The sequence below is a fragment of the Nostoc sp. DedQUE09 genome, from assembly GCF_034530915.1.
In the GTDB taxonomy this organism is placed as follows: Bacteria; Cyanobacteriota; Cyanobacteriia; order Cyanobacteriales; family Nostocaceae; genus Nostoc.
Genome location: NZ_JAVRCE010000068.1, coordinates 161 through 23,640 on the forward strand (window position 1 = coordinate 161; position 23,480 = coordinate 23,640).

Sequence of the window (23,480 nt, forward strand, 5' to 3'; positions counted from 1 at the left end):
AGTCTTTGATATTCGCAGACGAGTCTTTGATATTCGTGAACAACTATAAAAACTCTACTTGCTCCAATACCCAATGCCCCATGCCCAATACCTATTAAATTTTAGGCGAATCGAGGGCATTTAATAATAGCAGTGACCACGGCAGTTTAATATCAGGTATGAGCCATGAGTACTTTCTCAGTATAGGCAATGCAGCCGGTAGTACAAAACGCAGAGAGCGTAATGATGCAGGCTGATCGCCATTTTCATCTACAAGATTATATTTTTTAGCTAATTCGGCAACAATCTGCACGCGTCCTGTACGGCGGATTATATTTGGCTCACCAGCAAGTGCAGCGATCGCTCGTCCAGTAAATAAGGGAGTTTCCCAGTTGTAGCGATCGCTTAAAAATGAGTTTTTCTGGTCAGTAGCATTAGTTTGATTCATTTCCGAAGCAAAACTGGAAAAAAGCTCAGTACCAACAATACCCGGCCAAATTGAAACAGAAGTGACGTTATGAGGCTTTAACTCAACAGCCATATTAGCAGCTAGGCGATCGCAAGCTGCTTTACCAACACCATAAACTGTATTAAATAGATAAAACACACTACCCCACGAGGAAATGGTGCAAATGAGTCCAGACTTACGCTTAGTCATCATCCGAGCCGCAAAAACACTTGCAACATAGTGGCTCCGAAGGCCAACGTTGTTGCTAGCATCCCAAAGACTTGGTTCAGAATCCCAAAAAGGCTGTCCCTGAGCGTCTTTTAATGCCTGAACTCCTGAGTAAGCATTATTTACCAGTAGGTCGAGTTGGCCATTCTGCTCATCTTGAATGCGATCGAAAAGCAAACGCACCTGCTCATCGTCGCTGTGGTCTACTTGGACGGGAATGCATACACCACCGACTTCCTCAATGGCTGATTTCGTTTCACTAAGGCTTCCTGAAACCCCATCACTGGAGGAGTTGTTGAGGCTGCGACCCGTAATGTATATAGTTGCACCTGCTTCACCAAGGCCAATGGCAATTCCCCTACCAATTCCCCGCGTAGCACCAGTTACTAAAGCCACTTTACCTTCAAGATGTTTCATGAGCGCTCATTTCTAATCTTTTAGCGTTAAATATTGATTATTACAATATTCTTTCGTCGCTGTGACTGAAACAACTTCTACTTCTATCGGTTTTTCTTTAGTTCCGTCAATCAGAAACTCACTAGCTCCTTCACGAGGTTTTTTGGGATTTCCCCAATCATAGGTGTAGCCTAAACCTGTCCAAGGATAATGTTCTTGGTTAGCAATTGCATAAGAAGTTGTATATATCTCTTGCAAAATTGGATAACTAGCAGGAATCGGAATCTCAAAAACATTACAACTAGAATCATTAATTTCTGGATCGACACATGGTCTACTTAAATCTTCAGCTTTCACCCACATTTCTACAAAATGCGTCTTATTTGAATTTCTATTTAAAATTAAGCCTAAATACTGCTGTAACCTCAGAGAAAGCATAATATTACCGGGAATATTTATACCGATTCCCTTACAATTTTGACAAAATTCTTTAACTTGAGGAACAGCTGTTAACCAAGTCCGTGCTTCTATGCTTTTTTTTGTACCTACTTTCCAATCCTCAGTTGGGTTTTTGACATATTTCCAACTCGCCATCAGATATTCAATTTTGCCGTTATTTTCTCTCCACTTTATTTGAGGATTAGTTTTTGACAATGGCCAAAGGTTTTTTACTACTTTATGTTCACTCGGTCTTTTTGCATCCTCAATCGCTGCATCTAACTGCCTTTTCAGAGCGTTATAACTTTCTGGTTTATTTTTCTCCAGATACTCATTGACATTCGGGTTAGTTTCTGACTGTGCTAATAAATCCTTTCTCAGGTTTGATGTACTCTGTATGGGAATTTCTCTAGCCAGCAAACTGGAGTATCCGACTGCCAAAAATGCACCTATCAAGCCTAAAAATACTTGAGTATTTAATTTTTTCATTAAAATAATCCTGTAGATTTCCAATAATAGGGTGAATGTTCTAGCCCATGTAATATATGGGTTAAATTCAAAGATTGAATCTGATTTTATATTTATGTTTGGCTGAGATAATATTGTGCTTAATATTTTTAATTAACTCTATCCGTATAAAAATAAATATCTATGAGCTAGTAGTACTCTGTCAATACTAAATTGATTGATAAGCAGTTGGTAGTAAGGACTTTAGTCCTTAAAGGCTATTTATAAAGTAAATATAAAGGTGGTGGGTTAAGGGAAATCGCAAAGATAGGATACTTTGAAGACAGTGTATGTACATAGAATAAATCTCTTGCAAAAATATATTTTTGCACTCTTAGGGAAAAGGAAAAAGGTTAAAGGGAAAGGATTTTGAGTTTCTTTACCCTTTTCCCCTGCCCCTTATCCCCTTCAGGGGCCCCACCTTCCCCTTTACCCCGACAAATGCCAAGAAGTCTAATATGCTTCCTGGAGACTTCCCACCCAGTTCAACAGTTTACAGATACTGGCTCAATCAGTATCATCGTCTCAGCAAGCATTACGAACGCCTTTGTGAAATGAGTAAGGCTACTATATATGTCGTTATGGCTCGCATTATCCTACATCGTCTAGCCGCTTAAAAATTTACTGTATAAATGGTCTCTCTTTCTCACTATTCCCTAAGATAGATTTTTTCCTCGCAAAACGTAATAAACCATTTAGGATTTGTATTCAACTCTGAATAGTCAAAACTATTACAACGAACAAGAAATTACTGTGACTTAAAATCACGAGTTTAATAACTGCCGAATCGATATGATTGATGGCACTTACAATGAGTCAAGAAAGATAGATTGTATTAAAGCAGATAAGGATTTTAACCAAATGGGTCGTCATTAGACTCAATGTATTTGCATGAAGATTACTTCTGATAACTAGAGTAAATTTTTTTTATTTTCAATGTTTAAAGTTAAATTAAAAACCTATCCAAATAATTAAAAATTAACGTTATGTCCAATACACCTAAGAAACCAGTCCCGAATTCTTCTAATACACCAGTCCCAAGTTCTTCCAATACACCAGACCAAAATTCTTCTAATACACCAGACCCAAGTTCTTTTAATACATCAGACCCAAATACTTCTAATACATCAGACCCGAATACTTCTAAGCAAAGTAATGTTTTTTATAACTTATTTAATAGTATTTTTCCTAACTCTCCTTATTTTAAGTTTATAAATAGTACATTTTTTGCACATTTTTTAAGTAATCATCCTTTTATTGCTAATTCATTAATATTTTTGATTGTATTCTTAACTAGTGGAAATTTGTATCAAAATTTTATAATCAATAGAATTTCCGATTCTACTTACCAAAATAAAATATGTCAAGAAACCATAAAACTGATAGAAGAAGAATTAGAAATAAAGAAAAAATCAGGTACTGTAACTGGTTCTTATAAAGCGTTCGAGGATAGTAAGAATGTGAATTTGTTACCATTTAGTTGTGAATACTCAATAGAAGATGAAAATAAAAATATATCTAAAAGGGAAGTTTATTTGAGATATACGCCTGTTTTTGGTGAATACATTAATGAAGAGTACAATAAAAAAGGTGCTGATAAAAAAATGGAAATAAACGAAGTATGTAAGCACAGTACTATAGTAGTGCAAATGGAAAAATATGCTAAAAATAACTCTCTTTTTGACAAGAGTAAAGGAGATACTATAAAACCAGGAAGGGCTGAGATTTTAACAAACAAACCACATGCTTATCCAGTACATCGATGGGTTTGTCATTTTTCAGTTTCAAAAAAAACCAAAGAAGTTAAACCTTCTTTAGGAGGTGGTAACGATTATATGATAGACCTCAATTTAGAACCATATTGCCGAATAAAAGCTTCTGAAGATAATAATAAGTTTACAGTACCTCACTATCGTGATTATGATAATCCTTATTCTTTCTATTGTACAAATCCTTTTTCGAGTTCTGATTCTGAATGATTTTATGTAAACAAGGGAGCGACTAGACCAAAAACATCGATGCAAAAATGTGCTTTTATATGTTTAGTTTTTATTAGGAAATAAGATGCGTTTGCTCTGGTAGTCGGATACAGGCATCACAACAGACAAATAGAGTGGTTTATTACCGCCGACCTGTACTATTATTTTTTACTCAGCACTTCTTTTTCCGGCTGACATATATATCTGCGATAGGAAGCGATCGCAGTTGAGCCAGAGGTCATACAATAACCGTATAATTACTTATAAAATACAGCATTTTTCAGATAAATCGACTATATCTTACGGATACAGCAATGCTCATTAGTGTGCCCTTGCAAAAACTTACAACGCAACACTAACAATCAGTCCTCTACGGAAAACATTGTTTTCTCGTTTATATGAGGGGTCTGACCCTCTATTTATCATCTGTATCCACCAAGGGGAAGGGGTTTTGCTCAAGCCATGCTTGTTGGTAATCAGCTTGAGCGTTTATTCACAGGATGACGCTGGCTAAACAAGCGATTAAACTATGGATAATGTCAAGCAATTGTTGCTTTTAACACCACTTACATAAATTTAATCTCATTGTTAAATCTAAAACCTCATTCTGTTATATAAAATACCAGTTATGTCAGCGTATCAAGGAAGTTGTGGGGAGACCACCGATTTGATTATTGGTGTTCACAACCAAGAAAACCTCGAATTACCAGCAAAATCTGCTCCTGTGGGTGCTCTTGCCACAAGACAAGGAACTTTTTCTACGTTTCTTGCTCCCCTGACTCAGGATACTTTTAAACAGGTCGTTAAGGATGTCGAGCAAAAATTACAGATTGTTCATCAAACCCTATCAATGCTTGATTCTCAAGGGTTTGAAACCATTCTGCAAGAAATGTTGCATTCGATTACCTTGAAAACCGGGGAATTACTGGGGGCAGACCGGACGACGATATTTTTATTGGATGAAGAAAAACAAGAACTTTGGTCAATTCTAGCTGAGGGTGAGGGCGGTCGCTCTTTAGAAATTCGCATCCCCGCTAATAAAGGTATTGGTGGTGAAGTCGCCACTTTTAAAGAAGTTATTAATATTCCCTTTGATTTTTATAACGATCCGCGATCGCATTTTGCCCAAGAGCAAGAAAAGAGAACTGGCTATCGCACCTACACCATGTTAGCTTTGCCACTCTTAAATGAACATGGGCAATTAGTTGCAGTAGTACAATTACTGAATAAATTAAAATCTGTAAATAATCACGATGCTCCACTTGCAGAGCGCATTGATACCAAAGGTTTTACTTCTGCCGACGAACAATTATTTCAAGAATTTGCCCCTTCGATTCGCCTGATTTTAGAGTCTTCGCGCTCTTTTTATGTAGCCACCCAAAAACAAAGAGCAGTGGCGGCGTTGATGAAGGCAATCAAGTCTCTCTCTCAAAGCAGTCTTGACTTAGAAGACACCCTCAAACGGGTAATGGATGAAGCCAAGGAACTGATGAATGCCGATCGCAGTACACTATGGTTAATAGATCGCGATCGCCATGAATTGTGGACGAAAATCACTCAGGATGATGGTTCAACAAAAGAGTTACGAGTCCCTGTAGGTAAAGGCTTTGCTGGGATAGTAGCGGCTTCTGGCAAGAAACTGAATATTGGCTTTGATTTATACTACGATCCTGACTCAGAGACAGCCCAAAAACTAGACCAGCAAAATGGCTATCGCACCTGTAGCTTGCTTTGTATGCCAGTATTTAATGCCGATCAACAACTGATTGGCGTTACCCAACTCGTAAATAAAAAGAAATCCGGGGATTTTCCCCCTTATAATCCAGCTGATTGGCCAAAAGCTCCCGACTGCTTCCAAGCTAGCTTTGACCGCAACGATGAAGAGTTCATGGAAGCTTTTAATATTCAAGCGGGAGTCGCGTTGCAAAACGCCCAGTTGTTTGCCACAGTCAAGCAACAAGAACAAATGCAACGGGATATTCTGCGTAGTCTTTCCAATGGAGTGGTTTCCACTGATAAAACTGGGTTAATTATCGCCGCCAATGAAAGCGCCCAACGTTTGCTAGGACTGGGAGTAGATGACCGTTTAGAAGGTAAATTAGTTAATGATGTCATTGGCATCAAAGAAGGCGACTTTAGCAAGTGGTATCAGGATGCTTTACATGCAGTTGACTTAAAAGGTCGCCAGCAATATTACCCCGATCGCACACTTCTCAGCACTGGTACAGAACAACATAGTATTAATTTATCGATTAACACTATTGCCGATGCTAGCGACCAAGAGCAAGTCCGTGGGGCGCTGGTGGTGATGGAAGATATTAGTGATGAAAAGCGGCTCAAGAGTACGATGTACCGCTACATGACCCAGGAATTAGCAGAAGAATTGCTGAAATTAGATGACGCTAAACTAGGAGGCGATCGCAAAGAAGTTTCGATTTTATTTTCCGATATTCGCGGCTACACCACACTAACAGAAAACTTGGAAGCAGAAGAAGTGGTGAGTATGCTCAATGAATATTTTGAATCAATGGTGGAGGCAGTTTTTAAACATAAAGGCACTCTTGACAAATATATCGGCGATGCCATCATGGCTGTATTTGGTTCTCCTCTACCATTAGAAGAACACGCTTGGATGGCAGTACAAACATCCTTAGAAATGCGCGATCGCTTGCACGAATTTAATCAACGTCGCCATACAGATGATAAGCCCAGAATTAAAATTGGCATTGGCATTAACTCAGATACCGTGATTAGTGGGAATATTGGCTCTAGTAAACGGATGGAATTTACCGCCATTGGTGATGGCGTTAATCTTGGCTCCCGATTAGAAAGTGTTAGTAAACAGTATGGTTGCGATATTATTATTAGCCATAACACTTTTAAACCTTGCCAAGATAATATTTGGGCTAGGGAACTAGATTACATTCGTGTCAAAGGTAGAAACGAACCAGTAGCCATATATGAATTACTGGGTTTGCGTTCCAATCCAATTGAAAGCGAAAAATTGCAGGTGATTGAGCATTATCACAAAGGACGCGAATATTACCTCAAACGCGATTTTAACCGTGCTAGAGCTGAATTTGCTCTAGTTTTGGCAGCAGACAGCCAGGACAAAGCTGCTATGTTGCATCTGTTGCGTTGTCAGCATTGGTTACAATCACCCCCAACAGAATCAGATTGGGATGAAGGAGTCTGGACATTTCAGGAAAAATAAACCTACCAACTTTTAGGTTAATCACTTATAGCCGTAGTCACATAGGTTAGGACAGTGTTGATTGCTCAAAGGCTTGAAACGACCGGGTTCTTACTCAGCACTCAGCACTCAGCACTTTGCTATACAATATGTCATTGCGAGTGGAACAGAGTGGAACGTTCGCAAAGCGTCTCTAAGAGTTGCAATCACTTCGGATGCGATTACTTTACTCCGTGATCGCTGCGATCGTAATGACAAATGACAAGTATTTAGCTGGACATGATATAAGCTGTTTACGGACGCGCTTGCTTCCGTTATAGATGGAAGAAACAAGTCAAATCTTCTTTCCTTCTGCCTCCTGGCTTATTTCTTAGGAGAGAATGACTAATTAAATTTAACTCACTTAGATAATATTCTATAACTATAATGATAGGGAAGCAGATAATATTCAACCTTAAATATCTAAAATAATAGGCTGTTTAAATGAAGTGACTTGCTATATTAGGAAATTAAACAATATGTTGAAAAATAACTTTTAGTAAATCTCCTTGTTTAAAAGGCTTAGTTAAATAGCCTGATGCTCTCACCATCTTAGCTTTAGCTCTATCTAGAAATCCTACTTTTTCTGACACCATAATCACAGGTGTATTTTTAAAATATGAGTGTTTACGCAGCAAAGAGCAGAGTTCATACCCATCGAGATTAGGCATTGATATATCCAACAAAATTATGTCGGGTTTTATCCGGATAATCTGCATTAGAGCTTTTAAGGAATCAGTGACTCCGATAACAGAAAAAGTCTGCTCATCTAAATAACTTTTAATAACATTCAATACCGTAGGACTGTCATCAATACACAAGATTGTGTAGATTTTTCTGTCAGCAGGCGGTTGGATTATTTGCTGACCTCTGTATTCATGGGTATTAATCGAGTAGGCTGCTGGTTTAGATCCGTGTATTTTAGGCAACTTTGGCGTAGTTTTGGCTTTAGATTGTAGCTCATTTATTTGGAAAAATTGTGAGGTATGTGATTGATAATTTTGTGATGTTTGACGATAAACCGCATCTGTTTCAGAGACGCTAACGCGAACATTTCGGGGCGTTAAACACCGTTCAACTAATAAACGAACATTTAGATGACAAAACTTTGGCATATCATCCAGAAAGCTCTCAGGAATAAATTCATAACTTCCCTCCTCTAAATTCAGAAATGACTCTATAACTTCTAGCGCCAATTGCTCTATCAGCATTGCTGCTTGAGAAGAACTAATATATTTCTGATTAACTAACCAACAAATCGCCAGATAATCTGGGTTCGGTATTGCCTGATTTTCAATACCAGTTTCAAATATCGCCCGCAACTGGTCTTTGATTCCGTCAGGGAGAGTAGAAATTTGCTGACTCAAGCGTTGCAAATTTCTGTAAAGCGGCTCAAACATTTTCTCTGAGTAGCTGGCATAAATTAATTTCCCTTCATCTACATATATTGACCAAGAGCCTGATGTGCTAAACACCTGTAAACACCCAGTAACCGACTTACCAGTGATTTTTTTCAACAAAGTTAGGGGCTGGAGCTTTTGAAAAAATCTGTATCTACTAATCGGAAGTGTTTTCATTGCGATCGCTCTGGAATAAAATTAATATTTGCAGGTAAAATTAGTGAATTACCTTTTCGGAATTCACCGTGACTTTCTTGGAAGCACTTTTCAGATAAATATAGCGGTCATATTTGAGTTAGTACAGAGATTCCACACCCCCCAACTCTTAGTTCCCCAATCTCTGTTAAGCTATAATCCACAACTTACAACTAAACCAATTCATGCTACTGACCAATAGCAAAATTGCCCGACTAGTTGCCAGGATATAGTATTTCAAAAATTAGATTGGTTTTCTGTATCTTTAACTAATCTAGCCAATCTAACAGTAACTCAAGTGCCACACAAAGACCATTGGCTCTCGCCCATCAGTCACAAAAGTATCATTGTTATCCGTATTTTGTAGCCTAAAATTATAGATACTTTAGTTCTCTTGCAAAAGTTTTTTGTCCCTAATCCTAAAGTCTGGAGCAACCTAAATTTACTTTAATGTAAACGTAAATGCTTCCCCATCAAGGCTTGTAGGCATTAAGTCCGCGCTGAGAAAGTATGTTTTTATATCCGTGACGAAAGTCATTGGGTACTTTTTCAAGAAGTTTATTCTTGAGGATAACTTCATAAGAGAAAAAGTATTATTGAAAACTAAGCATTCCAAAAGTTCAATATCTTACTTAAGTTTGTGATTGTAGAGCAACTCTTAGTGTCGGGATTCGGCAAAATTATCACTTGCACAAGAGAATGGCAAACTTCCGGCCAAGAATGAGCTTGCTGATAATTGTCGCCATGATGGTGTGTGGTGAGATGCACAGGCGACCAAATCAGCAGAAGGGAATCTCTTCATAAGTACTGGAAACGGGTTCTAATGTTATGTGGGGCTAAATAGTCATCCTGCACAAATTGGAGTGACAAATTCAAGAACTACAGAACAATTCTTGATTAGTAGTAGATACCTGCAAAATAGCTGTTTTCAGCTAGATGGTAGATAACAAGTAACATACTCACTAAAACTTAGGTTACTATAATTTTCAAAAAAAGTTAGCAGAAATATGTAAACTTCATGATAAATCAGTAAATTAAACATGAAAACTAATTGATATCATTTTCCAGAAAATTGTTATAAATATTTATTTGTTTAAATGTCCGGGAAAGCTGAAAATGTATAGTAAAAGATAATTATATGTCTGCTTATTGAATTACATTATAAAAAACTGAATCATTTTTATGGTAGGAATTTATCCAAAAAATCCCAAGTTTGAAAAATCACAAACATAAACACGAAATTGTACGCATAAGTGTAGCCCGTCGTAAACATCACATTCATTAACTCATAAGATATATGTAGCAAAAAGACGCAAAGAATTTCTTTGCGTCTTTGGCGTGAGATTTATAAGTGGAAACTCTCACCGTTATACTTCTCCATCTACTTAAAATTGCTCCCGCCAGCACCAGCTTAAAAGTGTACCACCAGCTACCAGCTTCACTACTTCCAGTACCCAATAACTAGCGTGTAGTAAATTCATTGTCGACGGAATAGCAGCAGCAGCTTCAAATAGGTTGAGTTGAACTCCTATAGCGCACATCTGCGGAGTTAAGAAATAGGTGTCAAGGACAGCTATAGTTAGCAGCAGTACAGATAAAACAATACTGCCAATACTCCAGTGATATCGGGTTTTGCTTAAAGCTAGTGTCCCAGTCAGGACTACAGCAGCTGATAATAATTCCATCCGATTGAAGTTCCAAAAAATCGTATAGCCTGCTGTCGTAAAACCAGCTTGACTCATCATCCCAGAAAGATAAAGGCTAGGCATAATTACCCAGTCTAAAACTAGACTAGCACTGAGCCAAAAGCCCAAGGTCAATATGATCGCGGTTTGCCAAATTGGTCGTTTGAATTCTAGGTTAGAAATAGCAGTCATAAAATAATTGCGTGTGTTGTATTTCTTTAGTTTCTAACTTCACCAGCGGTTTGACAACTAATATCAACTAACCTTTACAAAGCGATGCTCTTATATTCTGAAGCCAATACCAAGATTATTTAAACTAAGTTAAGAAATCTTAAGTTTTTATAAAAAGTAATTTATATCATGTCCGCTTGATTGCTTATTAAACCCGAAGAACCCCACCCCGCCAAAGCTATGCTTTGTCTCCCCTCCCCGCCTGCGGGGAGGGGCTGGGGGTGGGGTGCAATGACTGTGGAAATCATAACTAATTATACGGACATGATATTAAATAGGTTTTGTCTGCTTAGAAATACTCAATTTTTTCTATCGAAATTAACTTGTCAAGCAATATCGGATGTTGAAGCAGACACTTCAGTTATTTTGTACCTCATCTACTTGAAAACAGCTGTATAAAAATTCTTATTTGATTAGCTTCCTATTGGCTGATAGAGTAACCAAGAATATTCATCCATGAATTATCTCTGGGCCGACGATAATCCTACTATCACCCACAATAGTATTTTGGAACAACGCATTGTTTATATAGCCGAAATCACTAAGGTAAGACCCTTTGAGGTTGGCATTTTCAAATCTGACGCCAACTATGTCAGCATCAGTCACATTAGCACCCTCCAAATTAGTACCAATAAAACTAGTCAGACTCAATTTAGCATAACTAAGATTAGCCCAACTCAAATTAGCCTCACTCAAATTAGCCGCCAATAGATTAGCTCGACTTAAGTTAGCCCCGCTCAGATTAGCTCCACTCAAGTCAGCCTCGTCAGTTTTCAACGCAGATATGATACAAACACAGCGTGTGTTCCATGATTTCTTAAACTATACCAGTTGCGATCGCATATTGTGGCAATATTTTGCTATCTGTGTGAATTAGTGTACTGTTGATTTCATCCGCTAAACTGCGATCTTTTACCCGTGAACTATGTCCACGAAGGTGAAACATTGTATGTATGTGCATCTAGAACCGACAAAGCGACCGATTTCGGGCAACGCAACGCATAATTAAATTCACCAAATGTTTCTTAGTATAGATTCTGCACAAAATATCTTGTTGTATAAAATATCTATCTTCAGACATATCTTTTTGTCGATGTCTGGTTATCCAGTACCCTTCGTATGGTGGATTGACTTAAATATATTTACAAATGTTATGATTTGTATTAATGTAATGTTATGATTTGTGTTGAACTTTTCAGTAACCAACTAGTAAACTATTTGCTAGTTTAGCCTGAAAAGGCTTAATTTAGGACTAAGAAAGCAATTTAAGCAAACTTGGAAACCTTTAACACACACAACTGTTCCTTAAAAAAGTTAAAATTTTGTTACTAGTAACTCAGATATATTTAAATTCTGAATTTTCAGGAGTTGCTGAGGTAAGTATGTCAAATACTGAACACTAAATTGACTTAATAAGGAAGTACTCTACTGCTATTCTGAATAGAATGCAGTAAGTCATTTTTGTTTTGAGCCATTTTATGGTTTGAGACTAATGCAAAAAAACAGCGAGATGAGGATTAATCATGCCTGTAATATCAAGTGTCAGCCTGGAGATAGATAATGATAAAGAATATGAGTAGTTTACTAGGACATAAGTTTTGTAAAGTCTAATGCTTGGAAAGCTGCTAGAGACAAATATATTGGAGTTAATAAAAACTCAGATAAACTTCAGTTAAACTTCCTAAAAGTCCACTGTTATTCTGAAGCAAATAGAATGTAGCGAGTTTAGTAATATAAGGTTTGAGACTAATGCTAAGAAACAGCCAACTAACGATTAATCAAGGTTCTAATCTCAAATTAAAGCTTGGAGAGCAACTATATAATCAGTTGTCTCGGCTAGAATTCTTACGGAATCGTACAGTTGGAAAGCCACTATATTTAAATATAGTGGAATAAATCTGAATTCAGATGAATTTCCCAAAATTAAAGTCAATAATCCACAGAAGAAGCAGGCAAGTATTATGCCAATATATTGCTAGTGGATCAAGTTGTCTTGCTTGAGGTTATGCCGAATTAAAGGTTAACCCATCTATAGAATTTACTCAAATGAATGATGTTGTTTAATAACATTACCAGTCAGCAATAAACGTTAGCTTTTTATTAAAAGCTAATTTTGGTCTGTCTTTTATCTGAAAGAGTGAAAGGCGTAGTTATTTGCTGGCATACATTAGGGTAAATCGCAATTATTACCTAAATCTCACAATTTTGTAATTGAAATAAGGTCAACACACATGAATAAAGTTCAAGCATCATTTGAAGCTACTGAATCTGCGTTTCACGTGCAAGGTTACGAAAAAATTGATTTTAGTCTTGTCTATGTCAACGGTGCATTTGATATTGAAAACAGAGAAATTGCAGATAGCTATGCAAAATTTGGTCGCTGTCTGACTGTGATTGATGCCAATGTCCATGAACTTTATGGCGATCAAATCAGGTCATATTTTAGACACTATGACATTGAACTGACGGTATTTCCAATCATCATTACAGAGCCAGCTAAAACCCTGGCAACGTTTGAAAAAATTGTTGACGCTTTTTCGGATTTTGGCTTAGTTCGTAAAGAACCAGTCTTAGTTGTCGGTGGTGGTCTAGTTACTGATGTGGCTGGTTTTGCTTGCGCTTCTTACCGTCGCAAGAGCAACTATATCCGCATTCCTACTACGTTGATTGGTTTGATCGATGCAGGTGTAGCGATTAAGGTAGCAGTTAATCATCGCAAGTTGAAAAATCGCTTGGGAGCATATCATGCACCTTTAAAAGTAATCCTGGATTTCTCATTCTTGAAAACCTTGCCAACGGCTCAAGTTCGTAATGGAATGGCAGAGTTAGTAAAAATTGCGGTAGTGTCTAACTCTGAAGTTTTTGAACTGCTATACGAATATGGCGAAGAACTGCTGTCCACTCACTTTGGACACGTGAATGCAACACCGGAAATTAAAGAGATTGCCCATAAAGTCAACTACGAGGCAATCAAAACTATGTTGGAGTTAGAGACTCCTAACTTGCATGAACTAGACCTCGATCGCGTCATTGCCTACGGTCATACTTGGAGTCCTACCCTAGAATTAGCACCTCAAATACCTCTATATCATGGTCATGCAGTCAATATAGATATGGCTTTGTCTGCAACCATTGCAGCACAACGCGGCTATATTTCAACAGGAGAGCGCGATCGCATCCTAGACTTGATGAGTCGCATCGGTTTATCACTCGATCATCCTCTACTGGATGGGGATTTGCTCTGGGATGCTACTCAGTCTATAAGCTTGACACGAGATGGCAAACAACGTGCAGCCATGCCTTGTCCGATTGGTGAGTGCTTCTTTGCTAACGATCTGACTCGTGAAGAACTTGATGCTGCCCTAGCTGAACACAAACGTCTTTGTGCTAAATACCCTCGTGGCGGAGAAGGGGTTGACGCATACATTGAAAGTCAAAAAGGCAAGCTAGTAGGGGTGTGAAGATATGACGAGTGTTTTAGGACGAGAAACAGCTAGACCGATAACGCCACATAGCATCTTAGTAGCGCAGCTACAGCAAACCCTAAAATTAGCAGAAGAGAAGAACATTCCCGTAGAGATATTAGATTCTTTGCGGCAGGGAGTTCAATTAGCGGCGGGTTTAGATCCCTACTTGGATGATTACACCACCCCCGAATCGAGCGCATTGACAGCATTAGCGCAAAAAACAAGTATTGAAGACTGGAGCAAACGCTTCAGCGATGGTGAAACAGTGCGCCAACTAGAGCAGGAAATGCTCTCAGGACATTTGGAAGGACAGACATTGAAAATGTTTGTTCATATCACCAAAGCAAAGCGCGTTCTAGAAGTAGGAATGTTCACAGGGTATTCAGCTTTAGCAATGGCAGAAGCATTACCAAGTGATGGGCAACTTATCGGTTGCGAAGTAGATCCTTATGTTGCTGAATTTGCTCAAGCTTGCTTTAGTGAGTCTCCCCACGGCAACAAAATCGTTGTAGAAGTAGCACCTGCCTTAGAGACACTCCACAAGCTGGCTGCGAGAAAAGAAGTATTCGATCTGATCTTCATTGATGCAGATAAAAAAGAGTATGTAGATTACTTCCAGATCATTTTGGATAGTAACTTACTGACTCCCGACGGGTTAATCTGTGTGGATAACACTTTGTTGCAGGGACAAGTTTACCTACCACCCGAACAACGTACTGTTAATGGTGAAGCGATCGCTCAGTTCAACCGTATTGTCGCCGCCGATCCTCGTGTCGAGCAAGTTCTATTACCCATCCGAGATGGTGTAACCCTAATTAGACGCGTGGTGTAGCGAAGTTTGTAGAGACGTTGCAATACAACGTCTCTACAATAAACACAAAGGAAAGACTTATGGCACAATCAATTTCTTTATCTCTACCTCAATCTCCAACGTCATCAACAGGTGTTAGCGTAAAGGTAGTAGCTCTATTCAAGACTCTCGGTACTCTGACATTATTACTAATAGCCTTGCCGTTCAATGCTTTGATAGTATTGATATCTTTGCTGTGGGGCATTGTGCGCTCGCCGTTTACGAAAAAAGCTGTCGTAGCTGCTCATCCTCAAACTATCTTGGTAAGTGGAGCCAAGATGACTAAAGCGTTGCAACTTGCTCGCTCTTTCCATGCCGCAGGACACAGAGTTATTTTGATTGAAGGTCACAAATACTGGTTGTCTGGTCATAGATTTTCAAAGGCGGTAAGTCGTTTTTATACGGTTCCGGCTCCACAAGAAGATCCTGAAGGCTATATCCAGGCGCTAGTAGAAATCGTCAAAAAAGAAAAGGTTGACGTTTACGTACCTGTATGCAGTCCTGTCGCTAGCTATTATGACTCTTTAGCAAAGCCTGTATTATCAGAATACTGCGAAGTTTTCCACTTCGATCCAGATATAACCAAAATGTTGGATGATAAATTTGCCTTTACCGATCGGGCGCGATCGCTTGGTTTATCTGTCCCCAAATCGTTTAAAATTACCGATCCTCAACAAGTTATCAATTTCGATTTTAGTCAAGAAACCCGCAAATATATTCTTAAAAGTATTGATTACGACTCCGTTCGCCGCTTAAATTTAACCAAACTTCCCTGCGACACCCCAGAAGAAACAGCAGCCTTTGTCAATAGTTTACCCATCAGTCCAGAAAAACCTTGGATTATGCAAGAATTTATTCCTGGTAAGGAGTTATGCACACATAGTACAGTGCGCGATGGGGAATTAAGATTGCATTGCTGTTCAAACTCTTCTGCGTTTCAAATCAACTATGAAAACGTCGAAAATCCCCAAATCCGTCAATGGGTGCAACACTTCGTCAAGAGTTTGGCACTGACTGGGCAAGTTTCTTTCGACTTTATCCAAGCTGAAGACGGTACTGTTTACGCCATTGAATGCAATCCCCGTACCCATTCGGCAATTACAATGTTCTACAATCACCCCGGTGTTGCAGATGCCTATCTTAGTGAAACTCCCCTAGCTGCACCTCTAGAACCTCTAGCAAGTAGCAAACCGAGTTACTTCCTCTATCACGAAATCTGGCGACTAACTGGTATTCGTTCTTGGAAACAACTGCAAACATCGGTTAATACTTTAGTGCGGGGCACTGATGCTATTTACAGTCTTGATGACCCTATACCATTTTTGACTTTGCATCATTGGCAAATTCCTTTACTGTTACTGAAGAATCTGCAACAACTCAAAGGATGGGTAAAAATAGACTTCAATATTGGCAAACTAGTGGAATTAGGTGGCGATTAAAATAATTCGTAATTCGTAATGACGCTCTCTACGAGACGCTAAAAGCGAACGTGGACTCGCTAACGCTACGCTAACGTAATTCGTAATTGAAGAATTCAGTAGATCATAGCCCCCTCTTCGCTTGCGGGGAGGGGGTTGGGGGTGGGGTTCTTATAGCCCACTCAACTAATAACCGCTATATAAATACTAACAATACATAGGAAGATGAATTATGCCAGTACTTCGTATCCTTCATTTAGTTGGGTCTGCATACAATAATTTTTACTGTGATTTATCACGCCTTTATGCCCAAGACTGTCTCGCGGCAACGGCAGATCGATCGCAATATGATTTTCAAATTGCATACATCACACCCGATCGCCAATGGCGATTTCCTCCCTCACTCAGCCCGGAAGATATTGCTGACACCAAACCGATGACTCTATCCCATGCCATAGAGTTTATAACAGCGCAAAACATTGGCCTCGTGTTACCACAAATGTTTTGTATTCCTGGAATGACTCACTACCGCGCCCTATTCGACCTGCTGAAGATCCCTTATGTCGGCAATACTTCAGAGATCATGGCGATCGCGGCACACAAAGGCAGAACCAAAGCAATTGTTGAAGCCGCAGGGGTAAAAGTGCCTCGTGGAGAACTGCTTCGCCAAGGAGACGTTCCGACAATTACACCTCCAGCGATCGTTAAACCTGTAAGTTCCGATAACTCTTTAGGGATGGCCTTAGTCAAAGAGGCTATTGAATATGACGCTGCTCTCAAGCAAGCATTTGAATATGCTTCGGAGGTTATTGTAGAAGAATTCATCGAACTCGGTCGAGAAGTCAGATGCGGCATCATTGTCAAAGATGGGGAACTAGTGGGTTTACCCCTTGAAGAGTATCTGTTAGACCCTGACTCCAAACCCATCCGCAACCATGCTGATAAACTCCAACAAACGGACGATGGTAACTTGCGTTTCGCCGCTAAAGATAATAAGAAGTCTTGGATTGTAGACCCTAACGATCCGATCACCCAAAAGGTTCAGCAAGTAGCTAAGAAATGCCATCAGGCTTTGGGTTGTCGTCACTACAGTTTATTTGACTTTCGCATCGACCCAAAGGGAGAACCTTGGTTTTTAGAAGCTGGGTTGTATTGTTCTTTTGCCCCCAAAAGTGTGATTTCCTCTATGGCGAAAGTGGCGGGAATCCCTCTAAATGAGTTATTAATTACAGCTATCAATGAAACTTTGGGCAGTAATCAAAAGGTGTTGCAGAATTGCTCGTGAATTTATCACCATAGGTTTTCTGCTTGTAGTGGGTAGGAGAGCGATCGCTATATTAAAAGTCGGTTGAGACTGCGATCGCTCTCCAATCGTTATTTGAATATAGCTAAAACCTTATTTAAATAATCACAAATATTTATTTATATAAATATACATATTTTAAAATATTTTCAATCTATACAACTTAAGCAAATGTCTGACTCCTCCAGAAATCCGATAGGTTTTATTTTACTAACTCATACAAAACCTCTACAAATTTATAGACTAATAAATAAGTTAAATAGTATGTTTAACTTTCCTCCAATTGTGTGTCATCATGATTTTTCAAAATGTAATTTATCTGTAGATGTTCTATCAAAGAATGTTTTATTAGTACACCCTCATCTTCAAACAAAGTGGGCAGATTTTACTTTAGTAGAAGCCACAATACAAGCACTTCTATTAATGTATGAGGTTCCAAATCCACCGGATTGGTTTGTATTACTCAGTGGCGCAGACTATCCCATTAAAACTGCAAAGCAAATATTGGATGAACTAGCCTCAAGTCAATATGATGCTTATATTCAATACGAGCAAATCACATATAAAACTTATAAATCTGATGTAAGCCCGAATATGTTGTGGCTGAAAAATTCTTATCAACGATACTGTACAAAATCGTTTTCTTTTCATTACTCAAAAAAACATCTGGCACATCTGAATGTAGAAATATGCTTGGAACATCCGTTATTGACAAAACCATTCCTTCCTTTTTCCAAAAAACTTGCTTGTTTCAGTGGAAGTCAATGGTTTTGTGCTAATAGCAAAGCTGCTAAGTACATTATCGATTTTCACAGCAATAAAAATGCATTAACCTTGTACTACAGTAAGCTTAAGTATACAGATGAGTCGTATTTTCAAACTGTACTTGCTAATGCATCTCATCTGAAGCTGCAAAACGACCGACGACGCTATATCGATTGGTCAGATGGAGGCTGTCATCCCAAAACATTACTTATGGAAGACTTGCCAAATTTACTCGCATCATCTGCTCATTTCGCTCGAAAATTTGATATTGATATAGATAGCAACATTCTTAATGAACTTGATAGGATTACATCCTAGCTGACTTTTCACGCTATCTGAAAAATTCTCTCTTTCTAGGAGAGAGACTTTAAATTTTGTCAAGCTAGTAATGAAAAGTTTGTAGTAAGCACTTTAGTGTTGAAAAAATAAGGACTAAAGTCCTTACCACAAACTTGCTTATCGATTAATTTAAAGTTGATACAGTAGTAGCGATTTCTCCAACTAGCGATGCAGTTCAACTCTAGGAAATATATCGCAGTCTATCGGCTCACCAGGTTTTTTGGCTTTGAATGAATTTAATTCTGGTAGATCAATTTCTTCAACAGGTCGGAAAGGCCATGCTTTCGGGCGTTCATAGTAAGTAACATCATCACCAGTCCAATTCGTTACTACTGCACGTCGTTGTGTGGAAGATATGTTGGTTACTGAATGATGAATTGTCAGAAAATGATGAATCAAGCAATCTCCAGGCTCCATATCCCAAGATAAAATTTCCTGCGGTTCTGGCTCTACAAACCAAGAGGGGTTTGATCCTTCACGCAACTCTTTGCCCCATCGATGAGAGGCTTTGATATACTCTAATCGACCATTTTCTTGGTTGACACTATCTAAAGCCAGCCAAATTTTACAACACTGCCAGCCTTGTATTGGCCAGTAAGGTAGGTCGTTATGCCACCCAACACGGCTGTTTGTTTTCGGCTTTTTAACAAAGAAACCGTCAGTCAAAAAGTTCAGTTTTTCTGATTTCAAGACTTGAGCAGCGAGCGTTGCTAGCGGAGATTCAAAAGCCAAAGCACGGAAATCAGCATCAGTGAGCCATAAGCTACTGGTATGTTCCACATGACCTTCCGATCTGGGAATGCCCTTAACTTCTAAAGGGCCAGGGATTAATACATTCTTGTCAACGGCTGTTCGCATCCGTTCTACCCAGATGTCATCCAAAACATTTTTGACGCAGATAACACCGTCTCGCTCGAAAGCTTCAACTTGTTGGGTGGTGATTTTTGATGTGTATACCTTAAGCATTACGAAAAAATGAATAAAGTCAGATTTATGTAATAACAGATTTCTATAATCTGCTTTACTGACATTAACTTGGTCACTATGTTATGAATCTTTTTTACTGTAGAGTAAAGATGTAAGTTAGCAATTCTTCCTATAGGTGGATAAATCTCCAGGTTGAATACAACATTTTTTGCTCATCTCTGTAACAAAGAAATTTCATGTTAACTACCCAAATCTTTTTTAACAATGAGTGGGACAAGTGAAGCTAATCGTAATACACCAGATACAATAAATACTTCTGCTATGCCAAAAGACCCAGCAAATTGAGCAATGAAGCCACCGATAGTTGCTCCTAAAGCACCACTTGCTCCAGCGACAGCTGCTGCTGTGGCAAAATATATAGACTGATTTTTTACAGGTGCAATCTCTATCTGAAGATTGTTGTTACACAAGTCAACTCCTCCCCAATTAGCCCCAATGAAAATGTGTAACAGTGGCAACCACAGCCAGAGGTCGAGAGGACTAGAACCCATCTTCAGCCACAGCCAAGGTATAACTGCAATGAGAATTCCATTAAAAATTAGAATCGGACGATTGCCTATTTTATCTGCTAATCTACCCCACACGATGAGCATGAGCATGTGTGCCCCTGCTCGCAGGCTGTTGTAGAAAGTTACCCAACTCACATCCAAGTTCAGCGTATCTAGCAAGTAGAGATTAAAAAATGGGGCACTCAGGTTAACAGCAAACGTCCATAAGCCGAAATAAAGCAGAAACACCAAAAAATTAGAGTTTTTCCAAATGCTGCTATCTATCTGGTTTTGAGGAGTTGGCATTTGCGGCAGAGAGATTGGTTCAGATATCTCACTAGGTTCATTTGATGCCGAGTCTGATTGAATCTCACTGGTTTGAGATGAGTTAGCATAATAAGTATTTTCTAATTGAGGATTTATATCAACCTGGAAATACTGACACCCCAAGCTTACAATTCCAAAGATAATGCCTAAGAGCAAAATCACCCCATAACCTTGGATAGGCCCCCCGTACCAATGTGATACAGCTAGACCCGCGATTGGCAAACCGACCAACTCGGTTAAGTTGGCAAGGCTATTGCGTAGCCCGAAATATCTACCTCGTAATTGCCGTGGGACTAACATTGCTATCCAACTCAACCAAGATGCGGCTCCTAGTCCTCCTAAAAAATGGCTGCATACGAGAATCAAAAGCGACAATATCACTAATTGGTTGGAATTCAGCCCTCCCCAACTAAAGCTAATAATGCCAATTACTAAAATCAGCCATAGTAGCCGACCAATCCCATGAGTGCGAAGGGAATACTGAAAGCGGCTAGTGCTGCGTTCAGACAAATAAGCACCCATCGGCTGAAAGAGATTCACCAACATGGGGATAGAACTCACCATGCCAAATACCACTGGACTGGCATCCAACCCCACCAAGAAATTACCTAGCAAAATTCCACCAGTACCAATAGAGAAAACTGCTGCGAAAACACCATCGACAGTAGAAGCCCTCAAACTCCTGCGAATACCATCTTTAGAAATACGAGGGCTGAATGTTGAAGTAGGAGAGAGTGTTGTTGATGGTGAAGCAATCTGAGCAATTTCTATAGAAAGAGGCGCACCTGTTTCAATTTGAGAAGAATCCATAAATCTGTATTTCAGAAAATAATTAGGATTTACGCATCATACATATGTACTATACTAACTTTGGGCTTTTGATCTGTGTCTAATACCCAAAAGAGTTACAGTCAGCACCTGATTAAATCTATTCCCACTTCTTCTTTTGCTTCTCTGACTACAGCCTGCACAAAAGTTTCATTTCCATCTACTAGACCGACAACACTATACTTTCCATCTTCATAGCCTGTGTTAACACGTCTAATAAGTAATATTTTCTCATTCTTAATCAAAATTATGTAAGAAGCTGGTATCAGCTTAAATGGATTATTTTTCATCAGATTCATTATGAATGCTTTTTATAAATTGTATGAGACTTAGTATCTGCATTTCTTATTAAAAATGAAACGCGCTTCAGATTCTAAGTTCTCTAAAGGTTTGACCTAATTATTTAATAGTTATTTTGGCAGTTTTTGACTCCTTTTTTCTCAGGTTTTGTATCAATCTGGGGTTAGAATATTACGAATTGATCTAACGTTTGTAAACTAAGAAACCCGCGATCGCATCCAAAAGTGCTTCTGGCTCATCTGCGCGGATCAAATGACTGCTATTCTCAAAAATTCTCAAATCTGCATTAGGAATTGCCTGAGCAATTTCTTCAGAAAATTCTGGGGCGCAAATCCAGTCATGCCGACCTGCAATCACTAAAGTAGGTGCAGTAATTTTGTGTAACTGGTCAAGAATATTGTAGTTGCGGAGGAAACCGCCAAAAGCAACGTTAATCGCATCAACTGAGAGAATATTCCGCTGCCAAGCAATGGCTGAGGTGGTGGGATTATATTTTAGCGAATACATTGATCCCAACACTTGAAAATATTGTCTTAACTGTTCCTCATTTTCAAAATTCCCATCCCAAAGCCGTTGAGCGCTTGCTTTTTGTTCTTCAGTTCCCTTTGATGCAAGGATTTCCTTAGCCCGTTCTAAAAAGCCACTATGGGCTGCCGTGGCAATCACAATCAGATGAGAGACATTCTGAGGATAGCGGACTGCATAAGTCAGAGCCACCATACCACCGTAAGAACCGCCAATCACAACGATTTTGTCCAGACCAAGGTGTTGGCGCAACGCTTCCATATCTTCAACATTATTGTCTAGAGTATAGGTTTCTTTAAGTCCACGGGCAGACCTTCCTTGACCGCGATGGTCAAAATAGACTAGTTGAAGTTTTCGGCTTAAAGCCGAGAAGGTTGGTTTGAAGGAAGTATGATCTGCACCAGGCCCCCCGTGAATTAGAAAGGCGACAGGTTTAGAGCAGATGTTTGCACCATCTACTACTAATGCAGAACCTTCCACATCAAAGAAAATCTCTGTATTTCGTATTTTCGCTCGCATTTTTGGAATTGTATAAAATTACATGACCTACGCATAATATGAATTAGGAAAAAAGGCAAGAGAAGTAAGAAAATGAAAGTTATCAGCTTTTCAAATCATACTTCCCACATTTAGCATAGACCTTGGAACGCTGATCACAACAATCTTTGTCACATTTGATCAGTTCTTTGTCTTGGTTGGATAGTTCAGCATGGGAAAAGCGACCCCTTGCAGATATCTTGAAGCGCTCGCCCATATTCAAGTTAGTAGTTATTGGTTGCTATTTTCTTACATATTGGGACAGGTTGGCATATCATCTCCAACGAGTAGCCTTGCGAGACTGGGCAAAGCCTCACCGTAAGTTGGGTGAATATGAACCGATTGTTAGAGTACCTGCCACGTTGCTTTAGCTTCCATCAGCGACAAAAAGACATGCACGAGTTCAGCCGCTTCGTATCCAACCAGCGTTGCTCCTAAAATCAAATTCGTCTGGGTGTCGATGACCATAATGGAATGGCACTAAGTTAAGATACAGCCCTTGCCCTGACTGGTTCCCAGCCTCCAGGCTGGGAACCCATTCTGGGAGGCTCTGCCTCCTCTTTCTTGACGAGAGGCAGAGCCTCTCTGAATACATTCCCAGTCTTAAGACTAGGAACGAGACTAAACA

19 protein-coding genes are annotated in these 23,480 nt (G+C 39.1%); 8 read left to right on the forward strand and 11 right to left on the reverse strand.

Going from position 1 to position 23,480, the window contains the following annotated elements:
- Positions 1-94: 94 nt before the first annotated feature.
- Together RMY27_RS29435 and RMY27_RS29440 are read right to left on the reverse strand one after the other, a co-directional pair.
- The gene (locus RMY27_RS29435; protein ID WP_322668377.1) at positions 95-1,072 is read right to left on the reverse strand and encodes an SDR family NAD(P)-dependent oxidoreductase; all 978 of its coding nucleotides are present in this window, start codon (positions 1,070-1,072) and stop codon (positions 95-97) included.
- Positions 1,073-1,084: 12 nt separating this feature from the next.
- Positions 1,085-1,978, reverse strand: coding sequence for a hypothetical protein (locus RMY27_RS29440; protein ID WP_322668378.1), 894 nt, complete (start codon positions 1,976-1,978; stop codon positions 1,085-1,087).
- Positions 1,979-2,982: 1,004 nt separating this feature from the next.
- Here RMY27_RS29440 and RMY27_RS29450 point away from each other — a divergent pair.
- From RMY27_RS29450 to RMY27_RS29460, 3 genes are all read left to right on the forward strand, one after another.
- Positions 2,983-3,975, forward strand: coding sequence for a hypothetical protein (locus RMY27_RS29450; protein ID WP_322668379.1), 993 nt, complete (start codon positions 2,983-2,985; stop codon positions 3,973-3,975).
- Between the two features lie 628 nt (positions 3,976-4,603).
- On the forward strand, positions 4,604-7,189 hold the full coding sequence (locus RMY27_RS29455; protein ID WP_322668380.1) for a GAF domain-containing protein: 2,586 nt from the start codon (positions 4,604-4,606) through the stop codon (positions 7,187-7,189).
- A gap of 73 nt (positions 7,190-7,262) precedes the next feature.
- Positions 7,263-7,430, forward strand: coding sequence for a hypothetical protein (locus RMY27_RS29460; protein ID WP_322668381.1), 168 nt, complete (start codon positions 7,263-7,265; stop codon positions 7,428-7,430).
- 247 nt (positions 7,431-7,677) lie between these two features.
- On the opposite strand, the gene RMY27_RS29465 is transcribed toward RMY27_RS29460, so the two are convergent.
- From RMY27_RS29465 to RMY27_RS29480, 4 genes are all read right to left on the reverse strand, one after another.
- Positions 7,678-8,784 (reverse strand): response regulator, encoded by a 1,107-nt coding sequence (locus RMY27_RS29465; protein ID WP_322668382.1) that lies wholly within the window; start codon positions 8,782-8,784, stop codon positions 7,678-7,680.
- Between the two features lie 1,403 nt (positions 8,785-10,187).
- Positions 10,188-10,679, reverse strand: coding sequence for a hypothetical protein (locus RMY27_RS29470; RefSeq protein ID WP_322668383.1), 492 nt, complete (start codon positions 10,677-10,679; stop codon positions 10,188-10,190).
- 489 nt (positions 10,680-11,168) lie between these two features.
- A complete protein-coding gene (locus RMY27_RS29475; RefSeq protein WP_322668384.1) occupies positions 11,169-11,495 on the reverse strand; it encodes a pentapeptide repeat-containing protein in 327 nt (108 codons plus the stop codon).
- A 40-nt stretch (positions 11,496-11,535) separates the two neighbouring features.
- Positions 11,536-11,664, reverse strand: a complete 129-nt coding sequence (locus RMY27_RS29480; protein ID WP_322668385.1) for a hypothetical protein — start codon at positions 11,662-11,664, stop codon at positions 11,536-11,538.
- 1,285 nt (positions 11,665-12,949) lie between these two features.
- On the opposite strand from RMY27_RS29480, the gene RMY27_RS29485 reads away from it, so the two are divergent.
- The 5 genes from RMY27_RS29485 to RMY27_RS29505 all read left to right on the forward strand — a co-directional run bounded on the left by RMY27_RS29485 (position 12,950) and on the right by RMY27_RS29505 (position 18,839).
- Positions 12,950-14,179 carry a sedoheptulose 7-phosphate cyclase gene (locus RMY27_RS29485; RefSeq protein WP_322668386.1) on the forward strand — a complete coding sequence of 410 codons (1,230 nt, stop codon included), beginning with the start codon at positions 12,950-12,952 and terminating at the stop codon, positions 14,177-14,179.
- A gap of 4 nt (positions 14,180-14,183) precedes the next feature.
- A complete protein-coding gene (locus tag RMY27_RS29490; RefSeq protein ID WP_322668387.1) occupies positions 14,184-15,017 on the forward strand; it encodes an O-methyltransferase in 834 nt (277 codons plus the stop codon).
- 59 nt (positions 15,018-15,076) lie between these two features.
- Positions 15,077-16,474 (forward strand): ATP-grasp domain-containing protein, encoded by a 1,398-nt coding sequence (locus RMY27_RS29495; protein WP_322668388.1) that lies wholly within the window; start codon positions 15,077-15,079, stop codon positions 16,472-16,474.
- A 211-nt stretch (positions 16,475-16,685) separates the two neighbouring features.
- Complete coding sequence (locus RMY27_RS29500) at positions 16,686-17,738, forward strand: D-alanine--D-alanine ligase (protein ID WP_322668389.1); 1,053 nt, start codon at positions 16,686-16,688, stop codon at positions 17,736-17,738.
- Positions 17,739-18,020: 282 nt separating this feature from the next.
- Positions 18,021-18,839 carry a beta-1,6-N-acetylglucosaminyltransferase gene (locus tag RMY27_RS29505; protein ID WP_322668390.1) on the forward strand — a complete coding sequence of 273 codons (819 nt, stop codon included), beginning with the start codon at positions 18,021-18,023 and terminating at the stop codon, positions 18,837-18,839.
- 183 nt (positions 18,840-19,022) lie between these two features.
- Here the strand turns inward: RMY27_RS29505 and RMY27_RS29510 are convergent, their stop codons facing one another.
- The 5 genes from RMY27_RS29510 to RMY27_RS29530 all read right to left on the reverse strand — a co-directional run bounded on the left by RMY27_RS29510 (position 19,023) and on the right by RMY27_RS29530 (position 23,320).
- Positions 19,023-19,826 carry a phytanoyl-CoA dioxygenase family protein gene (locus tag RMY27_RS29510; RefSeq protein ID WP_322668391.1) on the reverse strand — a complete coding sequence of 268 codons (804 nt, stop codon included), beginning with the start codon at positions 19,824-19,826 and terminating at the stop codon, positions 19,023-19,025.
- Positions 19,827-20,026: 200 nt separating this feature from the next.
- A complete protein-coding gene (locus RMY27_RS29515) occupies positions 20,027-21,472 on the reverse strand; it encodes an MFS transporter (RefSeq protein WP_322668392.1) in 1,446 nt (481 codons plus the stop codon).
- 101 nt (positions 21,473-21,573) lie between these two features.
- The gene (locus tag RMY27_RS29520) at positions 21,574-21,780 is read right to left on the reverse strand and encodes an NUDIX domain-containing protein (protein ID WP_322668393.1); all 207 of its coding nucleotides are present in this window, start codon (positions 21,778-21,780) and stop codon (positions 21,574-21,576) included.
- A 193-nt stretch (positions 21,781-21,973) separates the two neighbouring features.
- Positions 21,974-22,834 (reverse strand): alpha/beta fold hydrolase, encoded by an 861-nt coding sequence (locus tag RMY27_RS29525; protein WP_322668394.1) that lies wholly within the window; start codon positions 22,832-22,834, stop codon positions 21,974-21,976.
- A gap of 363 nt (positions 22,835-23,197) precedes the next feature.
- Positions 23,198-23,320, reverse strand: a complete 123-nt coding sequence (locus tag RMY27_RS29530; RefSeq protein ID WP_322668395.1) for a hypothetical protein — start codon at positions 23,318-23,320, stop codon at positions 23,198-23,200.
- Positions 23,321-23,480 lie beyond the last annotated feature (160 nt).

What these genes read in the sequence shown, in the direction of transcription:
- RMY27_RS29485 (WP_322668386.1), top strand. Translation starts at nt 12,950, where the DNA reads ATGAATAAAGTTCAAGCATCATTTGAAGCTACTGAATCTGCGTTTCAC.
- RMY27_RS29470 (WP_322668383.1), bottom strand. Translation starts at nt 10,679, where the DNA reads ATGACTGCTATTTCTAACCTAGAATTCAAACGACCAATTTGGCAAACC.
- RMY27_RS29440 (WP_322668378.1), bottom strand. Translation starts at nt 1,978, where the DNA reads ATGAAAAAATTAAATACTCAAGTATTTTTAGGCTTGATAGGTGCATTT.
- RMY27_RS29520 (WP_322668393.1), bottom strand. Translation starts at nt 21,780, where the DNA reads ATGAAAAATAATCCATTTAAGCTGATACCAGCTTCTTACATAATTTTG.
- RMY27_RS29505 (WP_322668390.1), top strand. Translation starts at nt 18,021, where the DNA reads ATGTTTAACTTTCCTCCAATTGTGTGTCATCATGATTTTTCAAAATGT.
- RMY27_RS29530 (WP_322668395.1), bottom strand. Translation starts at nt 23,320, where the DNA reads ATGGTCATCGACACCCAGACGAATTTGATTTTAGGAGCAACGCTGGTT.
- RMY27_RS29495 (WP_322668388.1), top strand. Translation starts at nt 15,077, where the DNA reads ATGGCACAATCAATTTCTTTATCTCTACCTCAATCTCCAACGTCATCA.
- RMY27_RS29500 (WP_322668389.1), top strand. Translation starts at nt 16,686, where the DNA reads ATGCCAGTACTTCGTATCCTTCATTTAGTTGGGTCTGCATACAATAAT.
- RMY27_RS29480 (WP_322668385.1), bottom strand. Translation starts at nt 11,664, where the DNA reads ATGTTTCACCTTCGTGGACATAGTTCACGGGTAAAAGATCGCAGTTTA.
- RMY27_RS29490 (WP_322668387.1), top strand. Translation starts at nt 14,184, where the DNA reads ATGACGAGTGTTTTAGGACGAGAAACAGCTAGACCGATAACGCCACAT.
- RMY27_RS29525 (WP_322668394.1), bottom strand. Translation starts at nt 22,834, where the DNA reads ATGCGAGCGAAAATACGAAATACAGAGATTTTCTTTGATGTGGAAGGT.
- RMY27_RS29435 (WP_322668377.1), bottom strand. Translation starts at nt 1,072, where the DNA reads ATGAAACATCTTGAAGGTAAAGTGGCTTTAGTAACTGGTGCTACGCGG.
- RMY27_RS29455 (WP_322668380.1), top strand. Translation starts at nt 4,604, where the DNA reads ATGTCAGCGTATCAAGGAAGTTGTGGGGAGACCACCGATTTGATTATT.
- RMY27_RS29450 (WP_322668379.1), top strand. Translation starts at nt 2,983, where the DNA reads ATGTCCAATACACCTAAGAAACCAGTCCCGAATTCTTCTAATACACCA.
- RMY27_RS29515 (WP_322668392.1), bottom strand. Translation starts at nt 21,472, where the DNA reads ATGGATTCTTCTCAAATTGAAACAGGTGCGCCTCTTTCTATAGAAATT.
- RMY27_RS29510 (WP_322668391.1), bottom strand. Translation starts at nt 19,826, where the DNA reads ATGCTTAAGGTATACACATCAAAAATCACCACCCAACAAGTTGAAGCT.
- RMY27_RS29465 (WP_322668382.1), bottom strand. Translation starts at nt 8,784, where the DNA reads ATGAAAACACTTCCGATTAGTAGATACAGATTTTTTCAAAAGCTCCAG.